Consider the following 24,944-nt stretch of genomic DNA (forward strand, 5'->3'; position numbering starts at 1 on the left):
GACCATGGAATTTGAAACCTTAAAGCTGGTCATCGAGGGTAATGTCGCCACCGTGACCCTGAACCGTCCCGACGTGCGCAATGCCTTCAACGAGACGACGATCGCCGAACTGGCGCGCGCCTTCGAGGGCCTGGGACGCAGCGACATGGTGCGCGCCATCGTGCTGGCGGCAAATGGCGCGGCCTTTTGCGCCGGTGCGGACCTGAACTGGATGAAGAAGATGGCCGGCTACACGCATGCCGAAAACCAGGCCGACGCGCTGCAGCTGGCGCAGATGCTGCGCACGATTTACCTGTGTCCGAAACCCGTCGTGGCGAAGATCCAGGGCGACTGTTATGCGGGCGGCATGGGCCTCGTCGCCGCATGCGATATCATTCTGGCTGCGGAAGACGTGCATTTCTGCCTGAGCGAGGTGCGGCTGGGACTGATCCCAGCCACTATTTCACCGTATGTCATCAAGGCCATGGGCGAAAACGCGGCACGCCGCTATTTCCTGACCGCGGAGCGATTCTCCGCCCAGGAAGCGCTGCGCATCGGCTTTGCCCACGAGGTAGTCGAGGCAAGCGCGCTGGACGCGAAAACGGCCGAGGTGCTCAAGGCGCTGACGGGCAACAGCCCGCACGCCGTGGCGCAAGCGAAAACGCTGGTGCGCGAGATCGTCGGCCAGCCGGTCGATGACGCGCTGCTGGCCGACACGGCCGAGCGCATCGCGCAGATCCGCGCCTCGGAGCAGGGACGCGAAGGCGTGCAATCGTTCCTCGACAAGCGCAAGCCGAGTTGGCTCATGGGCTAGCGCATGGACTAAGAAATCATTGGAGCAGTTTTGAAAGCAGAAAAACAATCGGGCTGGGTCGAACGCAGTCTGCGCAGCGTGTGGCATCCGTGCACGCAAATGCAGCATCACGAGACTGTACCGCTCATCCCCGTCAGCCATGGCCGCGGCGCCTGGCTGTACGACCACGAAGGCCGACGCTACCTGGACGCCATCAGCTCCTGGTGGGTGAACCTGTTCGGCCATGCGAATCCGCGCATCAATGCGGAACTCAAGGACCAGCTGGACCGCCTGGAACACGCCATGCTGGCCGGTTTCACGCATGAACCGGTGATCGAGCTGTCGGAAAAACTCTCCGCATTAACCGGCGGCGTGCTCGGTCACAGCTTTTACGCGTCCGATGGGGCGTCGGCCGTGGAAATCGCCCTGAAAATGAGTTTTCACGCGTGGCGCAACAGCGGCAAGAGCGAGAAACAGGAATTCGTCTGCCTGAAAGGCAGCTACCACGGCGAAACCATCGGCGCCCTCGCCGTCACCGACGTCGCCCTGTTCAAGGATGCCTACGGCCCCCTGCTGCGCGCCACGCAGACGGTGATGTCGCCCGACTTCCGCCAGGCAGCCGAGGGCGAGTCCGCCGAGGACGTGGCGCGCCGCGCGGCCGCCGAAGTCGAGCAGCTGTTCCAGCAAAAAGCGGACAAGATCGCCGCCATCATCATCGAACCGCTGGTGCAATGCGCGACCGGCATGGCCATGCACGACCCGCTGTATTTGTCCCTGATGCGCGCCCTGTGCGACCGCTATCACGTCCATTTGATCCTCGATGAAATCGCCGTCGGCTGCGGCCGCACGGGCACCTTCTTTGCGTGCGAGCAGGCCGGCATCTGGCCCGATTTCGTGTGCCTGTCGAAGGGCATCAGCGGCGGCTATCTGCCCCTGTCCCTCGTGATGACGCGCGAAGACATCTACCAGGCGTTCTACAGCACCGACGTGCGCCGCGGCTTTTTGCATTCGCATTCGTACACAGGCAACCCGCTGGCCTGCCGCGCCGCGCTGGCGACCCTGTCGATCTTCGAGGAAGACGATGTGCTGGCGGCCAACCGCACACGCGCTGAAAAAATCACGCGCGCCCTGGCGCCGCTGGCGCGGCATGAGCGCGTAAAACACTTCCGCCAGCAGGGCATGATCTGGGCCTTCGATGCGGTGGATGCGGCACCCGATTTTTCGCGCCGTTTCTTCAGCACGGCGCTGGAACATGAACTGTTGATGCGTCCCATCGGCTCCACCGTCTACCTGATGCCGCCGTACATCCTCGACGACGAGGAAATCGCGGGCCTGGGCCAGCAGACCCTGACCGTCTTCAATCATGTGATCGGGGCCTGAGATGGAACTGATCGCGCGATTGCAACAGCAGCTGCAAGGGCTGGAAGAGCGTAGCCTGATCCGCCGCCGCCGCACCGTCGACACGCCATGCGCGCCGCGCCTGACGGTCGATGGGCGCGCCATGCTGGCCTTTTGCAGCAATGACTACCTGGGCCTGGCCGCGCATCCACGCATCGTGGAAGCGCTGAAAGAGGGCGCCGACCTGTATGGCGCCGGCAGCGGCGCTTCGCATTTGATCAGCGGCCACAGCCGCGCCCACGCGCAGCTGGAAGAGCGGCTGGCCGCTTTCGTGGGCGCCAACCTGGAACAGGCGCGCGCCCTGTATTTCTGCACCGGCTACATGGCTAATCTGGCTGTGCTCACGGCCCTGTCGGCCGGCGATCCGGACGCCGAGATTTTCTCGGAAGCGCTGAACCACGCTTCGCTGATCGACGGCACGCGCCTGGCCCGCGTCAAGACGCGCGTGTATCCGCACGCCGACCTCGATGCCCTGGCGGCCCTGCTGGCGGCCAGCACGGCGAAAACCAAGATTGTCGTCACCGACAGCGTCTTCAGCATGGACGGCGACCTGGCGCCGCTGCCCGCGCTGCTGGCCCTGTGCGAGCGATACGGTGCCTGGCTGGTGGTCGACGACGCGCACGGCTTCGGCGCGCTGGGAGCCGATGGCCGTGGCGCGCTCGAACATTTCAATCTGCATTCGCCCTACCTCGTGTACGTGGGCACCCTGGGCAAATCGGCCGGCGTGGGCGGCGCCTTTGTGTGCGCGCACGAAGCCGTGATCGACACCCTGATCCAGAAGGCGCGCCCTTACATCTTCACCACGGCGGCCGCGCCGGCGCTCGCGCATGCGCTGCTGGCCAGCCTGGACATCATCGCCGGGGAAGAAGGAAAACAACGCCGGGCTCACCTGGCGGCGCTGGTGGCGCAATGGAACGACGGCTTGCAGCTGCGGCACTGGCAAGCCTTGCCATCGATAACCGCCATCCAGCCCGTCATCATCGGCGAAAATGCGGACATGATGGCCGTTGCCGCCCAACTGTACCAGCAGGGACTGTGGGTCGGCGCGATCCGCCCGCCCACCGTGCCGGCGGGGTCGGCACGCCTGCGCGTGACCCTGTCGGCCGGCCACACGGCGCAGGAAGTGGCGCAATTGATCAATGCAGTCAACACCCTGGAAAGGACTCGCTATGAGCCTTGATGATCCTATCGTGGCGGACGTGCTGGCGGATCTGGCACCGGCCGTGCAGCCGGCGCCGGCCACCACCGGCCTGCCATCGCGCTTTGCCTGTTTCGTCACCGGCACCGACACGGAGATCGGCAAGACCCTGACCTCGTCGGCCCTGCTGCACGCGCTGGTCGCGCGCGGCGTGCGCGCCTGCGGCATGAAGCCCGTGGCTGCCGGCGCCGAAATGCGCGACGGCGAACTGCATAATGAAGACGCCGACAGCCTGATCGCCGCCGGCAACGTCACCATGCTGCGCAGCCTGACGACGCCCTACATGCTGAAGGAACCGGCCGCGCCGCATATCGCCGCCGCGCTCGAAGGCGTCAGCATCGAGTCCGTGCCGATCCTGGCCGCCTACCTGGAAATCGCCGCCGCCTCGGACGCCGTCGTGGTCGAAGGCGTGGGGGGCTTCCGCGTGCCGCTCTCCCGCGATTTCGACTCGGCCGACCTGGCGCAGCAGCTCGATCTGCCCGTGATCCTCGTCGTCGGCATGCGTTTGGGCTGCATCAGCCAGGCTTTGCTGACGGTGGAAGCCGTCGAGGCGCGCGGCTTGACGGTGATCGGCTGGGTCGCCAACACCCTGGAAGTGGAAATGCGCTTCCTCGACGAAAATATCGATGCGCTGATCGAGCGCATCCCGGCGCCGCTGCTGGGCAGGGTACCGCGCCTGGCGCACCCGAGCGCGGAAGCGGCGGCCGCGTATCTCGATTTCACCGGCTTGCCTAACTGGCCGGCGCAGCAGTCATAGAATTACACCGAACACTTAACGTAGCTAAAAAATAGAAGCGAAGGAATCACCATGTCTTTAGTCCAAGAAGCAGCAAAAACCGTCGAACTGCACCGCCCTGCGGCGCGCATCACCCTGCCCGAAGCGGCCACCTGGCCCATCGATGATGTACTGGCCCTGTTCGACCTGCCATTCAATGACCTGATGTTCAAGGCCCAGCAAACCCACCGCGCCAACTTCCCCGATGGCGACGTGGAACTGGCGACCCTGTTGTCGATCAAGACAGGCGGCTGCGAGGAAGATTGCGGCTACTGCCCGCAGGCGGCCCGTTACGACACGGGCGTGGAAGCGAAAAAAATTCTCGATATCGACACGGTGCTCGACGCGGCCCGCCAGGCGAAAGCCAATGGCGCCACGCGCTTCTGCATGGGCGCCGCCTGGCGTGGCCCGAAGGACCGCGACATGGACAAAGTCGAAGAGATGGTCAGCAAAGTCAAAGCGCTGGGCTTGGAAACGTGCGCCACACTGGGCATGCTGGAAGAGGGACAAGCGGACCGCCTGAAAAACGCGGGCCTGGACTTCTACAACCACAACCTCGACACGGCGCCCGAGTTCTACGACAACGTCATCTCGACGCGCGAATACCAGGACCGCCTGGATACCCTGGGCCGCGTACGCGAAGCGGGCTTGAAAGTATGCTGCGGCGGGATCGTCGGCATGGGCGAAACGCGTCTGCAACGCGCGGGCCTGATCGCCCAGCTGGCCAATCTGAATCCGTATCCGGAATCGGTGCCCGTGAACCACCTGGTGCAGGTGGAAGGCACGCCGTTGTTTGGCCTGGAAGCGCTGGACCCGTTCGAATTCGTGCGCACGATCGCCGTGGCCCGCATCACCATGCCGAAAGCGCGCGTGCGTTTGTCGGCCGGCCGCCGCCAGATGGGCGAAGCCGTGCAGGCGATGTGCTTCCTGGCTGGCGCCAACTCGATTTTCTACGGCGACAAGCTGCTCACCACCGACAACCCGGAAGCGGAAGACGACCGCGTCTTGCTGGGCAAACTGGGCTTGCAGACGCGCGGCGCCATGCTCGAATCGGTACAGAAAGAGAAGTGCGGCTGCTGATGACAGCCTTGTCGGGTTACGCCGTTCCGGCTAACCCGACCTACGATATCCAGCCTCACCATGCGTAGGTCGGTTTAGCGCGTAGCGCGTAAACCGACAAACCAGCAGACAAGGTCCGCCAAGAGACAGCTGCCCCTTTTTGAGAGAATAGAGAGAGACCATGTTCACTAAAATCCTGATCGCCAACCGCGGCGAAATCGCTTGCCGTGTCGCCGCTACCGCGCGCCGCATGGGCATCCAGACCGTCGCCGTGTATTCGGAAGCGGACGCCAATGCCAAGCACGTCGCCGTGTGCGACGAAGCCGTGTTGATCGGCCCCGCGCCGGCCAAGGAAAGCTATCTGTGCGGCAACAAGATCATCGCCGTGGCGCTGGCGACAGGTGCGCAGGCGATCCACCCCGGCTATGGTTTCCTGTCCGAGAACGCCGACTTTGCCGACGCCTGCCACGCTGCGGGCCTGGTCTTCATCGGCCCGCCGGCATCGGCCATGCGCGCCATGGGTTCGAAGTCGGCCGCCAAGTCGCTGATGGAAAAGGCGAATGTACCGCTGGTGCCCGGCTACCATGGCGACGAACAGGATGCGGACTTTTTGCACGGGCAGGCCGACAAGATCGGCTACCCCGTGCTGCTGAAGGCTTCCGCTGGCGGTGGCGGCAAGGGCATGCGAGTCATCGAGCATTCCGATGATTTCAAGACCGCGCTGGCCTCGTGCAAGCGCGAAGCGATCAGCTCTTTCGGCGACGACAAGGTGCTGGCCGAGAAATACCTGTCGCGTCCGCGGCATATCGAAATCCAGGTGTTCGCCGATACACTCGGTAACTGCATTTATTTGTTCGAGCGCGATTGTTCGGTGCAGCGCCGTCATCAAAAGGTGCTGGAAGAAGCCCCGGCGCCGGGCATGCCGGCCGAACGCCGCGCGGCCATGGGCGAAGCGGCCGTCGCCGCCGCCAAGGCCGTCGGCTATGTCGGCGCGGGCACGGTGGAATTCATCGCCAACCAGGATGGCTCGTTCTACTTCATGGAGATGAACACGCGCCTGCAGGTCGAGCACCCGGTGACGGAAATGATCACCGGCACCGACCTGGTGGAATGGCAGCTGCGCGTCGCCTTTGGCGAACCGCTGCCGAAAAAACAGAATGAATTGACGATCCACGGCCATGCCATCGAGGCGCGCATCTATGCGGAAAATCCGGAGAAGGGCTTTTTGCCGTCGATCGGCACGCTGCGCCACATGCAGTCGCCATCGGCCGTCACGTTCGAACTCGGTGGCACGGTGGTGCCGGCCGCCGTGCGCATCGATTCGGGCGTGCGCGAAGGCGACGCGATCTCGCCATTCTACGACCCGATGATCGCCAAGCTGATCGTCTGGGGCGCGGACCGCCGCGAAGCGCTGGCGCGCATGGCGCAGGCGCTGTCCGACTACCAGATCGTCGGCCTGGCCAGCAATATCGCCTTCTTGAAACGCCTGGTCGAAGGCCAGGCATTTGCCAGCGCCGACCTCGATACGGGTTTGATCGAACGCAATCAAGCGTCGCTGTTCCCCGCCCTGCAGGCGGCGCCCGACACGGCCCTGGCGCTGGCGTCCGTCGCCCTGCTGCTGGAAGAAAAAGCGGCGGCCGAAACGCAATCGGCCAACCGCGCCGACCCGTGGGGCAATGCCCTGGGCTGGCGTCTGAACAGCACCCTGGGTCGCAGCCTGTCGTTCGCCGATGAATTCACGCAGGCGGGTGAGGGCAAGGCCTACGCGGCGCGCGTTGCCTACAAGGCGAATGGCTGGCTGTTCAACGGCCAGCCCTTGAGCCTGACGGCGCACACAGGCAACGAGCTGCATATCAAGCTCGGTGAGCGGGCCGTGCACGGCACCGTGCGCCGCGACGGCGAACAGTTCCACGTGTTTACCGGCGGCTTGCACCATACCTTGCATTACAACGATCCGATGGCGCATGCGGGCGAAGTGGAAGCGGAAGGCGGCCGCCTGACGGCGCCGATGCCGGGCAAGGTCGTCGCCGTGCTGGTGAACAAGGGCCAGGACGTCAAGAAGGGCGAGCCTCTGGTCATCATGGAAGCGATGAAGATGGAGCACACGATCGCCGCGCCGCACGACGGCCTGGTGGAAGACGTGCTGTATGCGGTCGGCGACCAGGTGGCCGATGGCGCGCCGCTGCTGGCCTTCAAGGCTGCCGCATAAAGGTAAGCACATGCGCATCCTGTTACAACGTTCGGACGGCAAGGAAGCGGCGTGGATCAGCGACTTCCGCGACTTGCTGCCCGAAGCCGACATTGTCTTCTGGCGCGAAGGCGAAGCGGTTGAACCGTGCGACTACGCCGTCGTGTGGCAGCCGCCCGCCGCCATGCTGCCCGAACTGGCGAATGTCAAAGCCATCTTCAACACGGGCGCCGGCGTCGACGCGCTGTTGAAGTTTGGCGACGCGCTGCCGGCCCACGTGCCACTGGTCCGCCTCGATGACGCGGGCATGGGCGTGCAGATGGCCGAATATGTAAGCCATGCCGTGCTGCGCCACTTCCGCCGTTTCGACGATTACGAGGCGCAGGGCCGCGCCGGCATCTGGCAGCCGCTGCCCGCGTTCGACAAGACGGATTTCCCCGTCGGCGTGCTGGGCATGGGCGTGCTGGGCACGCGCGTGCTCGAAGCGCTGGCGCAGTTTGAATTCCCGCTGCGGGGCTGGAGCCGCAGCCGCAAGCACGCCGATGGCGTGGCGTGTTTCGCGGGCGATGAGGGACTCGAAGCATTTTTGCGCGGCACGCGCGTGCTCGTGTGCATGCTGCCGCTCACGCCGGAGACGCACAACCTGCTCGACCGCACACGCCTGTCGATGCTGCTGCCGGGAGCCTATGTCATCAACGTGGCGCGCGGCGCGCATATCGCCGAACCGGATTTGCTGACGCTGATCCGCTCAGGGCATATCGCGGGCGCGACCCTGGACGTGTTCCGCAACGAGCCGCTGCCGCTGCAGCACCCGTTCTGGCAAGAACCCCGCATTACCATCACGCCGCATATTTCGGCCGCCACCCTGCGCCGCGAAAGCGTGGCGCAGATCGCCGCCAAGATGCGCCGCCTGCAAGCCGGAGACTCTGTCGCCGGCATCGTCAACCGTTTGCAAGGATATTGAGATGAACCCTACTACCAGTCTGCCCAAGCAGGTCAAGATCGTCGAAGTGGGCCCGCGCGACGGCCTGCAAAACGAGAAGGAAACCATCAGCGCCGCCGTCAAGATCGAACTGGTCGACCGCCTGACGCAGGCGGGCTTCGTCAACATCGAGGCAGCGTCCTTCGTCTCGCCGAAATGGGTGCCGCAGATGGCCACCAGCGCGGAAGTGATGGACAAGATCGCGCGCCGCGCCGGCACGATTTACTCCGCGCTGACGCCGAACATGCAGGGTTTCGAGGCGGCTCTCGCGGCGAAGGCCGATGAAGTGGTGATCTTCGGTTCCGCGTCGGAGGCGTTCTCGCAAAAGAACATCAACTGCTCGATCGCCGAATCGATCGCCCGCTTCGAAGGCGTGGCGAAGGCGGCCAAGGAACACGGCCTGCGCCTGCGCGGCAGCATCAGCTGCGCCTTCGGCTGCCCCTACCAGGGAGACGTGCCGCTGGACGCCGTGGCCGACGTGGTGGGCCGCATGCGCGACCTCGGTTGCGACGAGATCGACATCGCCGACACCATCGGCGTGGCCACGCCGCGCAAAACGCAGGCGGTGATGGAACGCGCGATTGCCGCCTTTCACGTGGGCGGGCTGTCCGGCCACTTCCACGACACCTATGGCCAGGCGCTGGCAAATATCTATGCCAGCCTGGAAACGGGCATCGCGATCTATCACTCGTCCGTGTCCGGCCTGGGTGGCTGCCCGTACGCCAAGGGCGCCACGGGCAACGTGGCCACCGAGGACGTGCTGTACATGATGCAGGGACTGGGCATCGCCACAGGCATCGACCTGGACCTGGTGGTGGACGCGGGGCAGTTCATCGCGCAGCAGCTGGGGCGCAAGGGATCGAGCCGTGCGGGTAACGCCATTGCGGCGAAGCGCGCCGCTGTGTAGGTCGGATTAGCGCGCAAGCGCGTAATCCGACGCCACCAGGGTCATGGCCAACACTGTTGTCGGGTTACGCGCTGCGCGCTAACCCGACCTACCCGACCTACCCCGACATACGTGAACCGTACGGACGAAAAAAAACCCAAGAGCCGAAACTCTTGGGTTTTTTTCTACAAATTTGGTCGGAGTACAAGGATTCGAACCTTGGACCCCCTGGTCCCAAACCAGGTGCGCTACCGGGCTGCGCCACACTCCGAAGACCAAGATAATACAGGCTGTATCGACTTCGGTCAAGGGTCAGGTGAAACTCTCTGTAAATTATTTACGCGCGGCACTGGGATGCATGTATTTTTCAACATGCCGGAAATATGCGACACTGGCTTGGCAAGTTTTCCCGATCAGACATGAAGGCGACGACGGCAATGGAGTTCAGGATAGAAACAAGCGGCGGCGGCCAGCCCATGCCGAACCGCCGCGGCATCTTGCTGGGCATCGCCGTGTCCTTGCTGCTGCATGGCGCATTGATCACTCTGTGGCGCCATGTGCAGCCGGCCACGCCACCGGACACGGCCCCGCGCGTGGAGTCGATCGCCGTGTGGATACGTCCGCTGGCCGCCAAACCGCCCCCGCCGCCTGTCGAAGTCGTCAAGCCGAAGCGCGAACCCAAACCCATCAGCAAGCCGAAACTCGCCACGGCCCGGGAAACGCCGGCGGCGCCCACGGCGCCAACATCGAGCCCGCAAGCCATCACGGTGGTGCCGGCATCACCGGCCACGCCGGCGGCCAGTCCCGATACCCTCACGCAAGAAACGCCAAAGTTCGACATGGAAGCGGCCAGGAAAACGGCGCGCAAGATGGCCGGCGAGCGCGATCCATCCAAGGTGGGCACGGCTGTGGGGCAAATCCCCGACAAGCCGCTGCAAACGGAAACCCAGCTGGCGCGCGACATCGCACAAGGCAAGCGCGGCGATTGCCGCACCGCCTACTCAGGCGCAGGCTTGCTGGCGCCCGTGTTGATGTTGTTGGACAAGAAGGATAGCGGCTGCAAGTGGTAATAGTTTAACAATCCACCCATTTTGGGTAGATCGCAATCAAATTATTCCTGCCCCTTCAACTGCAACGCCCGCTCATACAGGGCGTTTTTCTTGCGGCCCGTGATTTGCGCTGTCAAATTCGCTGCCTGCTTGACGCTGCATTCGGCCAGCAGGATATTGAGGATGCGCTCCGCTTCCACGTCTTCCGCGTCCTGCGCTTGCGTGGCGCCTTCGAGCAGGACGACGAATTCTCCCTTTTCGCGGTGCGCGTCGGCACGGATCCAGCTTTCCGCTTTGGACAGGGGGCAGCGGTGGATTTCCTCGAACATTTTCGTCAGTTCGCGCGCGAACACCACCTGGCGCGTCGGTTCGAACGCTTCCACCAGGGCCGTGGCGCAATCGAGGATGCGGTGCGGCGCCTCATAGAACACCATGGTGGCCGTCACGCCGCGCAGGCTGTGCAGCATGTTTTCGCGCTGCTTGGCTTTCGCGGGCAGGAAACCGACAAAGTAGAACTGGTCGTTCAACAGGCCGCTGGCGGAAATGGCCGTGATCGCCGCCGACGGGCCGGGCAGGGGCAGCACGCGCAGGCCGGCCGCGCGCACGGCGTCGACGATGCGCGCACCGGGGTCGGACACGGCGGGCGTGCCGGCGTCGGAAACGAGGGCGATGCGCTCGCCGGCCTGCAGGCGGGCGATCAGGGTTTGCGCCACTTCGCGCTCGTTATGTTGATGCGCCGCAATCAGGGGCTTGTTCAAGCCAAAGCGCGTCAGCAGGTGCGCCGTGTTGCGCGTATCTTCACAGGCGACGGCATCGGCAAGGCTCAGCAAATGCAGCGCGCGCAGGCTGATATCGGTCACATTGCCGATCGGCGTGGCCACTATATACAATGTTGCGATAGGATAGACCTGGTGCGCCGCCTCTGTCATGATGGGCAGGCTGGCGATGGAACTGATTTCTTGTACGGTCATTTTGGAGGTTAAATGCTTGCTAATAGTGTGAAGTTACTGCTTGTTTGTGCCGCGACCGGCATGCTGAGCGCTTGCAGCACGCCTTGCGACGCGCCCGGGCAATTGTGCGCGCCTATTGAATCTAACACAAGGGCGCTGCCGCCACCGAAGCCGCTGCCCGTGCCGCCCAAGCCGCCCGCGCCCGAACCGGTGACGTTTGCCGTGGCCGTACCCGATATTACCGCCTACGACGGCAACGGCGCGCCGCTGGCGCCCATCACCACCAAGCCGGCCACCGGCATGCCGCAAGACATGCCGGCCGCCACGGCGCCGGCGCCATCCGACGGCAAGGTCCACCACATCGGCCTGCTGCTGCCGCTGCGCTCCGCTTCCCTGGGCCCGGCCGCCGAACTGCTGCGCGCCGGTTTCATGGCCGCGTATGAGCGCGACCGCAGCGGCTTTGAAGTGACGGTGATCGACACCGGCGACGGCAGCAGCGACGTGCTGAACAAGTTTGCGCAAGCACAGGAAGAACAGGACATCGTCGTCGGGCCTTTGTCGCGCTCGGCCGTCACGGCCGTGGCCAACAGCGACCTGGTACGCAAGCCAACGATCGCCCTGAACCACCCCGACAACCGCGGCGAAGCACGCCTGCCGGCCAAGCTGCTGGTGATGGGCTTGTCGATCGAGGCGGAAGCGCGCCAGGTCGCCGCCTGGGCCGCCAGCGAACAGCCGGGCGCCAGCGCACTGATCCTGTCGGCCGGTTCGCCCTCGCAGCGCCGCATCAGCGCCGCCTTCAAGCAGGAATGGCTACGCCAGGGCGGCAAGATCGAGGCGATGGACTTGACGGCCACGAATGGCTACCTGAGCGATGCCGAGCTGGTACAGCTGCGCGCGCGCCTGGCCGCCACGCCGCCTGGCCTGCTGTTTGCCGCGCTCGATGCCGACCAGGCGCGCCAGCTGCGCGTGGCCATCGGCAGCGATCTGCCCCTGTATGGCACCTCGTCCTTGAACCCCGGCGCCGGACGCGGCGCCAGCGGCCCCGAGCTCGACGGCGCGCGCCTGCTGGACCTGCCATGGCAAGTCCAGCGCGAGCATCCGCAAGTGATGGTGTATCCGCAGCCGCCGCAACCGGCCGACACCCGGCTGACGGCTGACATGGAACGCCTGTACGCGCTGGGCATCGACGCCTTCCGCGTGGCGCGCGAAGTGGCGCTGCGCCCGAACGCGCCATTTACCCTTGATGGCGTAACGGGCCGCCTGGCCGTGCGCTTCGAGAATGAGCAAAGCGTATTCGAACGCACGGAACAGGCCGCCACCTATCAGCAGGGCGTGCTGGGCACCTGGCCACCGGCCGCGCCGGCGCCTGTCGCCGTGCCGCCGGCCCAATAAGGACATGCCATGCCACCCCTGCCTTTCCAGAATAAACAGGCACGGGGGCGGCAAGGGGAAGACGATGCGCTCGCGTATCTGCTGCTGCAAGGCCTGGTGCTGCTGGAGCGTAACTATCTGTGCAAGGGCGGCGAGCTGGACCTGATCATGCGCGATGGCGCATCGGTCGTCTTCGTCGAAGTGCGGCTACGCAGCAGTGCAGCCTTCGGCGGCGCCCTGGCCAGCATCACGCCAGCCAAGCAGCGGCGCATGGTGGTGGCCGCGCAAACCTGGCTGCTGCGGCAAAAAACCGTGCCGCCGTGCCGTTTCGACGCGCTGGCCATCGATGGCGGGCGCATCAGCTGGCTGAAGAACATCCTCGATATGTAAGCATTTTTAACAGTGCTTGTCCGCCATGCCGCGCGCCTGCACTATAATCGGCAGACTATGAATAATCAACGCATCCTCTCGCACTTCCACGAAAGTGCCGAACTCAAGATCCAGGCCGCCACCGTACTGGCGCAACCCATTGCGCAGGCGATCGACCTGATGTTTTATGCATTGTCCAACGGCAACAAGATTCTCGCCTGCGGCAACGGCGGTTCCGCCGCCGACTGCCAGCATTTCGCGGCCGAGCTGGTGGGGCGCTTCGAACGCGAGCGCTTTCCCCTACCGGCCCTGGCGCTGACGACGGATACGTCGATCCTGACGGCCGTGGCCAACGACTACAGCTACCGCGAAATTTTCTCGAAGCAGGTGCAGGCCTTCGGCCAGGCCGGCGACATCTTGCTGGCCATCTCCACATCGGGCAATTCGGCCAACGTGATGGCCGCCGTGGAAGCGGCGCTCGAGCGCGAAATGCGCGTCGTGGCGCTGACGGGCAAGGACGGCGGCGCCATCGGCAAGATGCTGACGGACGCCGACGTGCATATCTGCGTGCCGGCCGAGCGCACGGCGCGCATCCAGGAAGTCCACCTGACCACCATACATTGCATCTGCGACGGCATCGACGTCGCGCTATTCGGAGGAGACGTGAATGACTAAATTCGGTACTGGCCCAGGCTGGAAACGCGTACAACGCCCATTGGCCACCGCACTGCTGTGCGGCGCCATGCTCGCCTCGCTCACCGGCTGCATCGAATTGATGGTCGGCGGCGCGGTGATGGGCGGCGTTGCCGCAGCGGACCGCCGCACCCTGGGCGCCCAGACCGAAGACAAGTCGATCGCCCTCAAAGGCGAGTCGCGCATCCCCTCGATCACCGGCGACGTGGGCCATGTGAACGTCACCAGCTTCAACCGCCGCGTCCTGCTGACGGGCGAAGTGCGCGACGAGGCGATGAAAAATGCCGTCGAGCGCGAAGTGCGCAATATCGAGGGCGTGGAGTCGGTGGCCAATGAATTGATCATCGCCGGTCCGGCCAGCTACACCTCGCGCTCGAACGACGCGCTGATCACCACCAAGGTCAAGGCCAGCCTGGTCGACATGAAAACCATCTCGGCCGCCTCATTCAAGGTGGTCACGGAAAACGCCACCGTCTTCCTGATGGGCCGGGTCACCCAGCGCGAAGGCACGGTCGCGGCCGATGTGGCGCGCGGCGTGGGCGGCGTGCAGAAAGTGGTCAAGCTGTTCGACTACATTTCGGAAGCGGAACTGAAGCAGTTGCAGCCCGATCCGGCGCCGGCGCGCACCACCACCAGCAACGCCAGCGACACGGTGCAGCAATAAGCGCCTCCTCCGTTTGACCTACGGCTTTGATGCGGCGATATGGCTATAATGGCCGCATCGCCGCGCTTTTCAAGTAAAAACCATGTCAACTTCGCCATCCGCAAGCAAGTCCTGGGTCAAGCCAGCCCTGATCGCCGTCTTCGTGGCGGGCGTGGCCGCCGCCGCTTATCTGTCGCTCAATGACAAGCAAAGCGCGCCGGACGTGACGTTCCACGGCATCCATGGCGAGAAAATCACGTCGGCGAGCCTGCGCGGCAAGGTCGTGATGGTCAATTTCTGGGCCACCTCGTGCACCACCTGCGTGGCGGAAATGCCGGACATGGTCGACACCTACAACAAGTACAAGGGGCAGGGACTGGAATTCGTGGCCGTGGCCATGAAATACGATCCGGCCAACTACGTGCTGAACTTCGCCGAAACGCGCCAGCTGCCGTTCAAGGTGGCGCTCGACGTGACGGGCGAGGCGGCCAAGGCCTACGGCGACGTGGCCCTCACGCCCACCACCTTCGTGCTCGACAAGCAGGGCAAGATCCTCAAGCGCTACGTGGGCAAGCCGGAATTCGCGGAACTGCACAAGCTGCTCGAGACGGCCATCGCGGGATAACACGGCACAAAACCTTGTTGCCAAGTGTTATCAATCTGTTATAACCTTCCCAGGCGTGATCCCACTCACCTTGTGAAGGCCAGCCGTGCCCCTAGCCGCTCAATCGCTCGACCCGCAGCAACTGAAAACCTGGCTGCTCGCCACCGGCAACAAGGACGCCACCGCGTTCCGCCAGCTATATCACTCCACCTCATCGAAACTGTTTGGCTTCGCGCTGCGTATATTGCATAAGCAAGAGCTCGCAGAAGAAGCCTTGCAAGAGGGTTTCGTCACCATCTGGAACAACGCCGCCACGTATCAAAGCCATCTGGCGGCGCCGATGACCTGGATGGCCACCATCGTGCGCAACAAGGCGTTCGATGTGCTGCGGCGCAGCGACGATACCGTGGAAATCGATGCCGAACAGTTTGATAGCGAAGTCATGAATGCACTCCGAGACCCCCAGGCCACGCCGATCGAATCACTGCAACTGAGCGGTGACGCCAAGGCGCTGGCGTTTTGCATGTCCGCCCTGGAAGGGCTGCACCGGCAGGTGGTCGCCCTGGCGTTCTATCACGACCTGTCGCACAGCGAAGTGGCGCAGCAGATGTCGCTGCCGATCGGCACCGTGAAGACCTGGATACGCCGCAGCCTGGAACGGCTGCGCACGTGCCTGGCGAAACGGGAGGCATCATGAATATCCGCGGCAATGACACCCTGCGCCAGAAACTGGCGTCCGAATATGTGCTGGGCACCCTGAAAGGGGGCGCGCGCCGGCGTTTCGAAGGCTGGCTGCACAACGACGCCGACTTGCGCAATATCACCGCCGAATGGCGCCAGCGCCTGGAACCGATGGCCGAATTTGCCACGCCCGTGGTGGCGCCCAAGCGCGTGTGGCAGCAGATCGAGCAGCGCCTGCACCTGAAGCCGCAGGACGGCTGGTCCTGGTTCCGCGATTCCCTGTCGTTCTGGCGTTCGCTGGGCATGGCCTCGAGCGCCATCGCCGCGCTGCTGGTCATCGTCGTGGCCACGCGCATGATGGACGCGCCGCAAATCAGCTATGTGGCCAGCCTGACGGACGAGAAAGCGCAAACGGCCCTGCTGCTGACGGCCGACAGCCGCCACGGCGCGCTCGAGGTGCGCATGGTGGGCAACGCACCCGTGCCGAGCGACAAGGATCTGGAACTGTGGGCCGTGCCGAAGAGCGGCAACCCGCGCTCCCTGGGCTTATTGGCCGACAAGGGCAACGTGAAACTGGCCTTGTCCCAGCGCGCTATCGGCAACGACGTGGCCCTGCTGGCCGTCACCCTGGAGCCGAAAGGCGGTTCGCCGGATCCGAACGGACCGACGGGACCGATTCTCTACAAGGGTAACTGGGTGAAAATTTAAGCTTATTTTGGATACAGAATCATCTGCGTGCAGCGGAACAGGGCAATCGTCTTGCCCGTTTCCTTGCTTTTCACTACGGCATCCCACACTTGCGTGTTGCGGCCCTTGTGCTCGACCTTGGCCGTGCAGGTGAGCGTGCCTTCGCGGGCCGTGCCCAGGTGGTTCGATTTCAGCTCGATGGTCGTGAAGTTCGTCGCCCCTTCGGGCAGGTTGACGATGCAGCCATAGCCGGAAGCCGTGTCGGCCAGGGTCACCACGCTGCCCGCGTGCAAATAACCATTTGGCGCCAGCAGATGCGGCAGCACGGGCAATTCCGCCGTCAGCTGGCCGTCGCCCACTTCCGTGATGACGATGCCCAGGTGGCCAGGCAGGCGGCCCGTGCCGCGTTCATTCAACATTGCTACGGTGATGTCGGGATTGCTCATGCTGGTCCTTGTGCGGGTGAGACCGGGATACGCCGGAAAATACTATGATGATAGCAACTTTTCCCGCATCGGTCTGGCGACCGCTTATTTCCGGCCGCGCCGCCGTTTCCACCACACCAGCGTCCCCGTCAGCATGAACAGCAGCGGCATCAGGCCGAAGGCGGTAATAAAACTGCGGCCGGCCACGCCAAACGCCTGGCCCGAATGCAGGGGGAATTGCCAGCCCAGGAACACGTCTCCGGCCGGCGCCCGCAAGGGATCGCGTATGCGCAGAGGCAAGCCGCTGCGCGCATCCACAGTGATGCGCGTGGCGCCGTCACCCTCGGCGATCTCGCCGGGCTGGCGCACGCGCACGTCATACGGCTGGTCCTTGCTGGCCGGCAGCACGATGCGCGACACGCGCGCCTGCGGATACAGCTGTTGCGCGGCGGCCATGGCCTGGCCCGCATCGAGCAGGTCGCCGTCCTGCCGCAGATTTTTCAGTTTGGCCTTGTCCGGCGCCGTCGACACGAGCTCCACCAGCGGCACGATCAATTGCGGCAAATTGAAATAAATGCCGGAAAAGGCGAGCACGGCCAGCACGGGCGCGGCAAAAAAGCCCGCCGCCTTGTGCAAGGTGTAATGGAAGCGGGGCCAGGAACCGCCATGCGACACCGTCAAAGCGCGCTTGATCGCCGCCCACTGCACGCGCGGCCACCACAGATAGATGCCGCTCAAGGCCATCAGCAGCAACAGCACGCCCGAGATACCGGTAATGGTCTTGCCCACCTCGCCGGACAATAAATAGCGGTGCAAATGAAACATGCCCGACATCAGCAACGGGCGCGTGAGGCCGAAACGCCCCCAGTCGCGCTCGCCTTTGACTTGCAGGGTGTAGGGGTCGACCATCACCTGGCGCACGATGGCCTGGCTGAAAGGCGACGGTTTGCCGGCTTGCCGGTACGAGGCCACGTACACGTCGAGCGCATCGGCGGGTGGATTGAGCTGCGAGGGCTTGCCGTAGGCAGGGTCGGCCGTGAGTCCGTCCACCACCGCTTGCACCGTGCGCGGCGTCACCTGGAACACCTGGCCGGGCGCGGGCGTGCTCGCCTGCAACAAGTTCGGATTCAGATACGCATCGAGCTCCGGCATCCAGGCGATGGCGGAACCCGTCAAGCCCAGCAAAACGAACAGGGCGCCGAACCACAGGCCCGCATACAGGTGCAGCTTGGCGAACAACCACTTGATCGGGCGTTTGGACATGGGAAAGCGACTCGGGGAATTTTGGGCTGCGAAACGATAGCATGAAAGGCCCGGAGTGAAAATCATTATCAGCTGGCATGCTGTCGTGCCCGCCCAGCGCAAATCAATTGCAACAAGCGCTGACAACGGGGCGATTTTCTTGCTACTATGCGCCCATGTCTTCCCGCCAGCCCACCCGCAAGCTTGCTCATCACGGTGCCGCCGCCCTCGCGCGCACGCCGTGGCGGCTGTGCGTGGCGCTGTTCAGTGCGCTGGTCCTCGTGTTCCTGCTGTCGACGGCCGCCTCGCACCTGCACAAGACGTCGCTCGACGCGGAAGAGTGCGCGCTGTGCGCCACGGCCATCGACAAGGTGGCCGACATCGCCGTGCCGCCGGCCATCACCGAGCCACCACCCGCCCAGTTACTGCCATACCGCTTGCTGGCCATCGCGCCCGCCACCCTGGCGCCCATCACCGCCCTCGTTCTGCCGCCCGTGCGCGGCCCGCCTGCCGCCTCACTGTAGTTCCCACGCTGTTTTTCCTTTTTCAGGCTGCCCCTTGTCGCGCGATCATGCGCGCCGGGCCGCCTGGCGTTGACTATTTTGAGGTTCATCATGCAACACACACCACGCCTGAGCGCGCTGTCGCTCGCCCTTGCCAGCCTGTTTACCGTTTCCGCCCACGCCGCCGAGCCTGCCGAGGCCAATACCGATGCTGCTCCCCAAGACATGCAAAAGGTCGAAGTCACCTCTGCCCATCTGAAAAGCGCGCGCATCGAGCTGTCGCCGAAAGTTGGCACCACCATCTACAGCATCGACAGCCACATGGTCGACATGCTGGGCCAGGGCGACAACACGCCATTCAATGAAGTGCTGCTGCGCCTGCCGGGCGTGTCGCAGGATTCGAAAGGTTCCGGCGCCCTGCATGTGCGCGACGACCATGCCAACGTGCAATACCGCATCAATGGCGTGCAACTGCCGGAAAGCATCACCGGCTTTGGCCAGTCGATCGACACGCGATTGATCGACAAGACGGATTTCATGACGGGCGCCTTGCCGGCCCAGTTCGGCCTGCGCACGGCGGGCATTGTCGATATTGAAACGAAAGAGGGTGGCATGACACCGGGCGGGCGCATCGGCATCATGGTCGGCAGCCACGATCACGTGGAGCCGAGTGCTGAATTTTTCGGCAGCGTGGGCAAGTTCAATTACTACCTGTCCGGCAGCTACCTCGGTAACTCCCTGGGCGTGGAAAACCCGCAAGACACGCGCAGCGCCCTGCACGACAAGACGCGCCAGAACAAATCGTTCGGCAGCCTGTCGTATTTCCTCGATGACAATACGCGCCTGGGCGCCATGTTCGGCACGTATAACGGCCGCTTCCAGATCCCGAACAACCCGAATCAGACGCCCGCCTTCTCGCTTGATGGCCACAGCGATGCGCAGGCGGGCACGACCACGTTGCCGTCGTCGCAGCTCAATGAAAACCAGCGCGAGGTGAACCGCTTCCTCGTGCTGTCGCTGCAAAAAAGCCTGGGCGACGTCAATTACCAGGTGTCGGCCTTCCACCAGTATTCGGAACTGCACTTCACGCCCGATGCCATTGGCGACCTGATCTACAACGGCGTGGCCTCGGACTCGCGCCGCGCGAACAGCGCTTCCGGTGCGCAGTTCGACATCAGCTACAAGTTGCACCAGGACCACACCGTGCGCGCGGGCCTGGCCTACACGCGCCAGAAGACGACGAGCGACAACACGGTGGCCGTCTTCCCGGCAATCGACGGCGCGCAAACGTCCACCACGCCCATCACGGTGCTGGACAACAGCGGCAAGACGGGCACCCTGGCCAGTTTCTACCTGCAGGACGAGTGGCATATCAGCAAGCCTTTGACCCTGAACTATGGCGCCCGCTTCGACAAGGTCTCGGCCTACACGAGCGAGCAGCAATGGAGCCCGCGCGTCAACTTGGCCTACCAGATCGCGCCAGGCACGGCCCTGCACGCCGGCTATTCGCGCTACTTCACGCCGCCGCCGCAGGAACTGGCGGCGCAAGGCAGCATCGACCTGTATGCGAACACGACGAATGCGCCGGAAATCGGCCAGTCGGACAACGTCAAGGCCGAGCGCACGCATTACTACGACGTGGGCATCAGCCACCAGGTGAATTCAAAACTGACCGTGACGGCCGATGTGTACTATAAAAAAATCAGCAACCTGCTGGACGAAGGCCAGTTCGGCCAGGCATTGATTTTGACGCCTTTCAACTATGCGGACGGCTACGCCAAGGGCCTGGAGTTATCGGCCATCTACAGCGAGAAAAACTGGGGCCTGTTCCTCAACGCCAGCACGCAAAAGGCGCAGGGACGCAACATCAATTCGGGCCAGGCCCTGTTTGGCGCCGATGAGTTGAACTACATCAGCCAACACTATGTCTACCTCGATCATGACCAGAAATACACCTTGTCTGGCGGTGGACACTATCACTTTGGCGATTCGCAAGTAAGCGCTGACTTCCTCTACGGCAGCGGCCTGCGCATGACTCCGGACGGCGGCGCCCCGAATTCCGGCCATTTGCCAAGTTACTTCACCGTCAACACGGCGCTCACGCACACGTGGAAAAACACACCGGTCGGCAAGGTGGAAGGACGTTTGGCACTGATCAACCTGTTCGACAAATCGTATCTGCTGCGCGACGGTTCCGGCGTGGGCGTGGGAGCGCCGCAGTACGGTGCCCGCCGCAGCATCTATGCCGGCCTGTCGACCAGTTTTTAACCGTTACGCGCGAAGACAGCGGCAGGGAGCAACGCCTGCCGCTGTCGGTTGCCGTACTATTTCATGACTTATCCCCAGGTGATGCCTTCCTGGCCATGCGCCTGCAAATACGCATTCGCCTGGCTGAATGGCTTGCTGCCAAAGAAACCTCTGCTGGCCGACAATGGCGAAGGATGCGGTGCCGCCAGCACCAGGTGCTTGCCGGGATCGATCAGGGTGCGCTTGGCTTGCGCATAGCCGCCCCACAGGATGAATACCAGATGCTCGCGCTCGGCGGACAGGTGGCGGATGGCGCTGTCCGTCAATTTCTCCCACCCCTTGCCGGCGTGCGAACCGGCCACCCCGGCGCGTACCGTCAGGACGCTGTTGAGCAGAAACACGCCTTGCTCGGCCCAGTCGGACAAATCCGTGCGCGTGCGCGCCACGCCGACGTCGCTCTGCAATTCCTTGAAGATATTTTGCAGGCTCGGTTGCGGCGGTGTGCCATCGGGAATCGAAAAGCACAGCCCCATGGCTGCACCGGGCGTGTGATACGGATCTTGCCCCAGGATCACGACCTTGACTTGCTCGAACGGCGTCAGGTCGAACGCGCGGAAGATCGTTTTACCCGGCGGAAAACACGGCCCCGCCGCATACTCTTCCTTCACGGAAGCGGCCAGGTGTTCCCAATACGGCTGGGCAAACTCGCCCTCCAGCCGCGCCTTCCACGATGCGTCGATGCGTACGTCCATGCGTCACCTCATAACTTATCCGTCAACCATGCTTTTTCAGCATGCCAGTATAGGACGCTCAGCCGCATGAGGTGGGCACGATACGAACAAGCAAAAAAAAGCCGCCCGGCTCTGCAGCGGACGGCTTTGATACGGCGCAAGGTGCTTAGAAATTCAGCGCCGATTCCACGCCGGCGCTGTGCGCCTGTTCATCCGCGTGGTACGAGCTGCGCACCATGGCGCCGACGGCGGCGTGGGTGAAGCCCATCTTGTACGCTTCTTCCTCGAACATTTTAAACACGTCCGGGTGCACATAGCGGCGCACGGGCAAGTGGCTGTTCGATGGCGCCAGGTACTGGCCGATGGTCAGCATGTCGATGTCGTGCTCGCGCATGTCGCGCATGACTTGCAGGATTTCCTCGTCCGTCTCGCCCAGGCCGACCATGATGCCGGACTTGGTTTTCACGTCCGGGTACATGGCCTTGAAGTCTTTCAGCAGCTTCAGCGAATGCATGTAATCGGAACCGGGACGCGCTTCCTTGTACAGGCGCGGCGCCGTTTCCAGGTTGTGGTTCATGACGTCAGGCAAGCCATCCTTGAACAACAGCAACGCTTTTTCCAGGCGGCCGCGGAAGTCCGGTACCAGCACTTCGATGCGGGTATTCGGCGACAGGGCGCGCGTTTGCTGGATGCACTCGACGAAATGGCCGGCGCCGCCGTCGCGCAAGTCATCGCGGTCGACGGAGGTGATGACAACGTAGTTCAGGCGCAGCTTGGCGATGGTTTTCGACAGGTTGGCCGGCTCTTCCTTGTCCAGCGGATCAGGACGGCCGTGGCCGACGTCGCAGAACGGGCAGCGGCGCGTGCACTTGTCGCCCATGATCATGAAGGTGGCCGTGCCCTTGCCGAAGCACTCGCCGATGTTCGGGCAGCTGGCTTCTTCGCACACGGTCACCAGCTTGTTTTCGCGCAGGATGTCCTTGATTTCATAGAAACGGGTCGATGCCGAGGCGGCCTTGACGCGGATCCAGTCCGGCTTTTTCAGGCGCTCGACTTGCTCGATCGGAATGATCTTGATCGGGATGCGCGACGTCTTGCTGGCGCCTTTTTGCTTTTCGCTCGGGTTGTAGGCGGGAGCGGCGGGGGCGGTGCTGGAAATGGTCTCAGAAGTCATGGCTGCAAGCCCTTGAGGGGCAAAGTTTGGTTTGTTTGCTCAGGCATCCGCTGCCTGAGGCGCGCCTGCGGCGCTGTTTGCTTCGCTTACATCGAGTAATACGGTCAATTCATGGGCCAGGGCCCGCTGCACTTCGACCAGCGGCGCCACCACGCCCATGCTGCGCATGTCCACCGTCTTCAGGCCGGAATAGCCGCAAGGGTTAATCCAGGAAAACGGCGCCAGGTCCATCGCCACGTTGAGCGATACGCCATGATAGGTGCAGCCGTTGCCGCGCACTTTCAAGCCCAGCGCGGCGATCTTCGCACCCTTGTCTGGTCCGCCGGCAATATAGATGCCAGGCGCGCCATCGATGCGCTCGCCAGCGAGATTATACGCCGCCAGCACGTTGATGATGGCTTGCTCGATTTTATGCACGAACTGGCGCGCATACAGCTTGCCGCCCGGCTTGTTGCGGCGCAAGTCCATCAGCAGGTAAATCACCACCTGGCCGGGGCCGTGAAACGTCACTTCGCCGCCACGGTCCGTCTGCACCACGGGCACGTTCTCGGCGCCGGCCAGCAGATGGCCGCGGTCGGCCGCCAGGCCCAGAGTAAACACGGGCGGATGCTCGACGATCCACAGTTCGTCGCGCGTGTCCGTCGTGCGCGCGTCGGTAAAGGTGCGCATGGCGGCAAAGGTGGGCGCGTAATCGACGCGGCCCAGCTCGCGGATCAGCGCCGTTTCGGTGCGGGTGGTGGTCATGACAGATTCTGTAATCAGCTGCCGGCGCCCTGCGGACGCTGCGGCGAAGCCGTGATTATAAGCCAGGCGGCCATTTCATTCCGGGGCGGACTCTGGCACCAACAGCAATCTGCCCAATTTTTGTGCAGCATGGCGCACCTGGGCCAGGCTCAAGGCCGTGTAGCCGAGCAGCACGGCCGGCGCCAGCCTGGCGCTGTGGCAAAAATCACCAAGCGGCTGCAGCGCCAGCCCTTCCTGCGCGGCGCGCGCGCAAAACGCCCGTTCATCGCTGTCTGGCGGCAGCCACAGCACGCAATGGAAACCCGCCTGCTGGCCGGAAATCGTGTAGCGGCCGGGGGCGATCTGCTCGAGGCAGGCCAGCAACAGGTCGCGCCGCTCCTTGTAGGCCAGCCGCGCCTGGCGCAAATGGCGCACGAAGGCGCCTTCCTCCATCCAGGCGGCCAGCGCCAGCTGTTCCGTCACGCCCACGGAGCGGCCCGTCAACCGCACGATGCGCAGCAACTGCGGGCGCAGAGCGGGCGGCAGCACCATGAAGCCCACGCGCAGGCCGGCAAACAGAGTCTTGTTGAAACTGCCACAATAAATCACGCGCTGGTACTGGTCCAGCGCCTTCAGGGCCGCCAGCGGCGCGCTGTGGTAATTGAATTCGCTGTCGTAATCGTCTTCCACCACCCAGGCGCCATGGTCGTTCGCCCATTCCAGCAAGGCCAGGCGGCGCGTGACGGACATGGTCACGCCCAGCGGCGACTGGTGCGCCGGCGTCACATAGGCGAGGCAGGCGTCCGCGTGCGCGGCCAGGACGGCGCAATCGATGCCCTCGGCGTCGACGGCAATGTCCACGGGCACGGCGCCCGCGAGGGCGAACAGGGCGCGCGCGGCCGGATAGCCCGGATCTTCCAGGCAGACTTTATCGCCGTCGCGCACGATGCCGCGCGCCAGCAAGTCGATCGCGTGGCGGATGCCGGTCGTGACGACGATGTCTTGCGGGTCGCAGCGGATGCCGCGGTACTTGGCGAGGAAGTCGGCGATCTGCTGGCGCAGCTGGGGCAGGCCGGCCGGCTCGGCGCTGCACAGCTGCTCCGGCGTGACGGCGGCCAGCGCCCGCGTGGCGCACTTGGACCAGGCGGCCATGGGAAACAGGCTGGCGTCGGCGCGCCGCGCAACAAACGGCAAGCCGTCGCGCACGCCCGTCTCCGAAGCGGGAGCCGGCGCCACAGCCAGCGTGGCCGGAGCGGCATCGCCAAAGCCAGCCATCAAAAACCGTTCCGGCACGACGGCGCACACGCGCGTGCCAGAACCGGGCACGCGCGTCACATACGCTTCCGCGTGCAGGCGGTCGAACACGGTTTCGATGGTGCCGCGTGACAACTCCCACCGTTCGGCCAGGGTACGGCTGGACGGCAAACGGCTGCCCGCCGGCAGCATCTTCGTCAGGATGGCCGAGCGCAGCGCTTCATACGCGCCATCCTGCTTGTTGACGCCTTCCTTGTCGAGCCAGCTGGTTGGGCGAGGCAAGTCCAGGGCGTGCGGTGATTTTCCTCGCGGCATGATAATCGTCCAAGTGGTCCAATGA

General features: G+C 63.9%; 25 protein-coding genes and 1 tRNA gene. 18 read left to right on the forward strand and 8 right to left on the reverse strand.

Translation table 11 applies throughout. From position 1 onward, the window contains the following. The first annotated feature begins 4 nt into the window (after nucleotides 1-4). From ACQ4WO_RS14510 to ACQ4WO_RS14545, 8 genes are all read left to right on the forward strand, one after another. The gene (locus ACQ4WO_RS14510) at nucleotides 5-793 is read left to right on the forward strand and encodes an enoyl-CoA hydratase/isomerase family protein (RefSeq protein WP_035823218.1); all 789 of its coding nucleotides are present in this window, start codon (nucleotides 5-7) and stop codon (nucleotides 791-793) included. Between the two features lie 30 nt (nucleotides 794-823). Then, the gene (bioA, locus tag ACQ4WO_RS14515; protein WP_436482064.1) at nucleotides 824-2,152 is read left to right on the forward strand and encodes an adenosylmethionine--8-amino-7-oxononanoate transaminase; all 1,329 of its coding nucleotides are present in this window, start codon (nucleotides 824-826) and stop codon (nucleotides 2,150-2,152) included. 1 nt (nucleotide 2,153) lies between these two features. Continuing rightward, nucleotides 2,154-3,350, forward strand: coding sequence for an 8-amino-7-oxononanoate synthase (bioF, locus tag ACQ4WO_RS14520; RefSeq protein ID WP_436482065.1), 1,197 nt, complete (start codon nucleotides 2,154-2,156; stop codon nucleotides 3,348-3,350). Further along, on the forward strand, nucleotides 3,340-4,125 hold the full coding sequence (gene bioD / locus ACQ4WO_RS14525; RefSeq protein ID WP_436482067.1) for a dethiobiotin synthase: 786 nt from the start codon (nucleotides 3,340-3,342) through the stop codon (nucleotides 4,123-4,125). Before bioF ends, bioD begins: the two co-directional genes overlap by 11 nt. A 51-nt stretch (nucleotides 4,126-4,176) precedes the next feature. Then, a complete protein-coding gene (gene bioB, locus ACQ4WO_RS14530) occupies nucleotides 4,177-5,223 on the forward strand; it encodes a biotin synthase BioB (protein ID WP_128140641.1) in 1,047 nt (348 codons plus the stop codon). A 160-nt stretch (nucleotides 5,224-5,383) separates the two neighbouring features. Further along, nucleotides 5,384-7,411 carry an acetyl/propionyl/methylcrotonyl-CoA carboxylase subunit alpha gene (locus ACQ4WO_RS14535; RefSeq protein ID WP_436482068.1) on the forward strand — a complete coding sequence of 676 codons (2,028 nt, stop codon included), beginning with the start codon at nucleotides 5,384-5,386 and terminating at the stop codon, nucleotides 7,409-7,411. A 10-nt stretch (nucleotides 7,412-7,421) separates the two neighbouring features. Then, nucleotides 7,422-8,354 (forward strand): 2-hydroxyacid dehydrogenase, encoded by a 933-nt coding sequence (locus ACQ4WO_RS14540; RefSeq protein WP_436482069.1) that lies wholly within the window; start codon nucleotides 7,422-7,424, stop codon nucleotides 8,352-8,354. Between the two features lies 1 nt (nucleotide 8,355). Next, nucleotides 8,356-9,279, forward strand: coding sequence for a hydroxymethylglutaryl-CoA lyase (locus tag ACQ4WO_RS14545; protein ID WP_436482070.1), 924 nt, complete (start codon nucleotides 8,356-8,358; stop codon nucleotides 9,277-9,279). A gap of 173 nt (nucleotides 9,280-9,452) precedes the next feature. Here ACQ4WO_RS14545 and ACQ4WO_RS14550 read toward each other — a convergent pair. Beyond that, nucleotides 9,453-9,529 (reverse strand) — tRNA-Pro (locus ACQ4WO_RS14550). A 112-nt stretch (nucleotides 9,530-9,641) separates the two neighbouring features. On the opposite strand from ACQ4WO_RS14550, the gene ACQ4WO_RS14555 reads away from it, so the two are divergent. Beyond that, nucleotides 9,642-10,328: a hypothetical protein gene (locus ACQ4WO_RS14555; RefSeq protein ID WP_436482071.1), complete on the forward strand. Its 687-nt coding sequence runs from the start codon at nucleotides 9,642-9,644 to the stop codon at nucleotides 10,326-10,328. Between the two features lie 41 nt (nucleotides 10,329-10,369). Here the strand turns inward: ACQ4WO_RS14555 and rsmI are convergent, their stop codons facing one another. Further along, nucleotides 10,370-11,278, reverse strand: coding sequence for a 16S rRNA (cytidine(1402)-2'-O)-methyltransferase (gene rsmI / locus ACQ4WO_RS14560; protein WP_436482072.1), 909 nt, complete (start codon nucleotides 11,276-11,278; stop codon nucleotides 10,370-10,372). A 159-nt stretch (nucleotides 11,279-11,437) separates the two neighbouring features. Between rsmI and ACQ4WO_RS14565 the strand changes: the two genes are divergently transcribed. The 7 genes from ACQ4WO_RS14565 to ACQ4WO_RS14595 all read left to right on the forward strand — a co-directional run bounded on the left by ACQ4WO_RS14565 (nucleotide 11,438) and on the right by ACQ4WO_RS14595 (nucleotide 16,326). Next, nucleotides 11,438-12,649: a penicillin-binding protein activator gene (locus ACQ4WO_RS14565; RefSeq protein WP_436482073.1), complete on the forward strand. Its 1,212-nt coding sequence runs from the start codon at nucleotides 11,438-11,440 to the stop codon at nucleotides 12,647-12,649. A 9-nt stretch (nucleotides 12,650-12,658) separates the two neighbouring features. Further along, entirely contained in the window at nucleotides 12,659-13,018 is a 360-nt protein-coding gene (locus ACQ4WO_RS14570) for a YraN family protein (protein ID WP_099403908.1), read from the forward strand. Nucleotides 13,019-13,075: 57 nt separating this feature from the next. Then, nucleotides 13,076-13,672 carry a phosphoheptose isomerase gene (locus ACQ4WO_RS14575; protein WP_034752465.1) on the forward strand — a complete coding sequence of 199 codons (597 nt, stop codon included), beginning with the start codon at nucleotides 13,076-13,078 and terminating at the stop codon, nucleotides 13,670-13,672. Continuing rightward, nucleotides 13,665-14,354 carry a BON domain-containing protein gene (locus tag ACQ4WO_RS14580; protein WP_436482074.1) on the forward strand — a complete coding sequence of 230 codons (690 nt, stop codon included), beginning with the start codon at nucleotides 13,665-13,667 and terminating at the stop codon, nucleotides 14,352-14,354. The genes ACQ4WO_RS14575 and ACQ4WO_RS14580 overlap by 8 nt, the downstream gene beginning before the upstream one ends. Nucleotides 14,355-14,436: 82 nt before the next feature. Beyond that, nucleotides 14,437-14,958, forward strand: a complete 522-nt coding sequence (locus tag ACQ4WO_RS14585; protein ID WP_034752467.1) for a peroxiredoxin family protein — start codon at nucleotides 14,437-14,439, stop codon at nucleotides 14,956-14,958. A gap of 85 nt (nucleotides 14,959-15,043) precedes the next feature. Then, the gene (locus ACQ4WO_RS14590; protein ID WP_436482075.1) at nucleotides 15,044-15,634 is read left to right on the forward strand and encodes a sigma-70 family RNA polymerase sigma factor; all 591 of its coding nucleotides are present in this window, start codon (nucleotides 15,044-15,046) and stop codon (nucleotides 15,632-15,634) included. After that, nucleotides 15,631-16,326 carry an anti-sigma factor gene (locus tag ACQ4WO_RS14595; protein WP_436482076.1) on the forward strand — a complete coding sequence of 232 codons (696 nt, stop codon included), beginning with the start codon at nucleotides 15,631-15,633 and terminating at the stop codon, nucleotides 16,324-16,326. The genes ACQ4WO_RS14590 and ACQ4WO_RS14595 overlap by 4 nt, the downstream gene beginning before the upstream one ends. A 2-nt stretch (nucleotides 16,327-16,328) precedes the next feature. On the opposite strand, the gene ACQ4WO_RS14600 is transcribed toward ACQ4WO_RS14595, so the two are convergent. Both ACQ4WO_RS14600 and ACQ4WO_RS14605 read right to left on the reverse strand, forming a co-directional pair. Beyond that, nucleotides 16,329-16,751: a PaaI family thioesterase gene (locus ACQ4WO_RS14600; RefSeq protein ID WP_070312664.1), complete on the reverse strand. Its 423-nt coding sequence runs from the start codon at nucleotides 16,749-16,751 to the stop codon at nucleotides 16,329-16,331. 84 nt (nucleotides 16,752-16,835) lie between these two features. Beyond that, nucleotides 16,836-17,993, reverse strand: coding sequence for a PepSY-associated TM helix domain-containing protein (locus tag ACQ4WO_RS14605; protein WP_436482077.1), 1,158 nt, complete (start codon nucleotides 17,991-17,993; stop codon nucleotides 16,836-16,838). Nucleotides 17,994-18,148: 155 nt separating this feature from the next. Between ACQ4WO_RS14605 and ACQ4WO_RS14610 the strand changes: the two genes are divergently transcribed. Beyond that, nucleotides 18,149-18,496 carry a hypothetical protein gene (locus tag ACQ4WO_RS14610; protein ID WP_436482078.1) on the forward strand — a complete coding sequence of 116 codons (348 nt, stop codon included), beginning with the start codon at nucleotides 18,149-18,151 and terminating at the stop codon, nucleotides 18,494-18,496. Nucleotides 18,497-18,586: 90 nt separating this feature from the next. Then, nucleotides 18,587-20,743, forward strand: a complete 2,157-nt coding sequence (locus tag ACQ4WO_RS14615; RefSeq protein ID WP_436482079.1) for a TonB-dependent receptor — start codon at nucleotides 18,587-18,589, stop codon at nucleotides 20,741-20,743. Between the two features lie 68 nt (nucleotides 20,744-20,811). Here ACQ4WO_RS14615 and ung read toward each other — a convergent pair whose 3' ends face one another. From ung to pdxR, 4 genes are all read right to left on the reverse strand, one after another. Beyond that, nucleotides 20,812-21,474: a uracil-DNA glycosylase gene (ung, locus tag ACQ4WO_RS14620; protein WP_436482080.1), complete on the reverse strand. Its 663-nt coding sequence runs from the start codon at nucleotides 21,472-21,474 to the stop codon at nucleotides 20,812-20,814. 145 nt (nucleotides 21,475-21,619) lie between these two features. Next, nucleotides 21,620-22,627 carry a lipoyl synthase gene (gene lipA, locus ACQ4WO_RS14625; protein WP_034752483.1) on the reverse strand — a complete coding sequence of 336 codons (1,008 nt, stop codon included), beginning with the start codon at nucleotides 22,625-22,627 and terminating at the stop codon, nucleotides 21,620-21,622. A 39-nt stretch (nucleotides 22,628-22,666) separates the two neighbouring features. Next, on the reverse strand, nucleotides 22,667-23,371 hold the full coding sequence (lipB, locus tag ACQ4WO_RS14630; RefSeq protein ID WP_436482082.1) for a lipoyl(octanoyl) transferase LipB: 705 nt from the start codon (nucleotides 23,369-23,371) through the stop codon (nucleotides 22,667-22,669). A 75-nt stretch (nucleotides 23,372-23,446) separates the two neighbouring features. Then, on the reverse strand, nucleotides 23,447-24,919 hold the full coding sequence (pdxR, locus tag ACQ4WO_RS14635; protein ID WP_436482083.1) for a MocR-like pyridoxine biosynthesis transcription factor PdxR: 1,473 nt from the start codon (nucleotides 24,917-24,919) through the stop codon (nucleotides 23,447-23,449). Nucleotides 24,920-24,944 lie beyond the last annotated feature (25 nt).

This window comes from Janthinobacterium aestuarii (assembly GCF_051380835.1).
GTDB lineage: Bacteria > Pseudomonadota > Gammaproteobacteria > Burkholderiales > Burkholderiaceae_D > Janthinobacterium > Janthinobacterium aestuarii.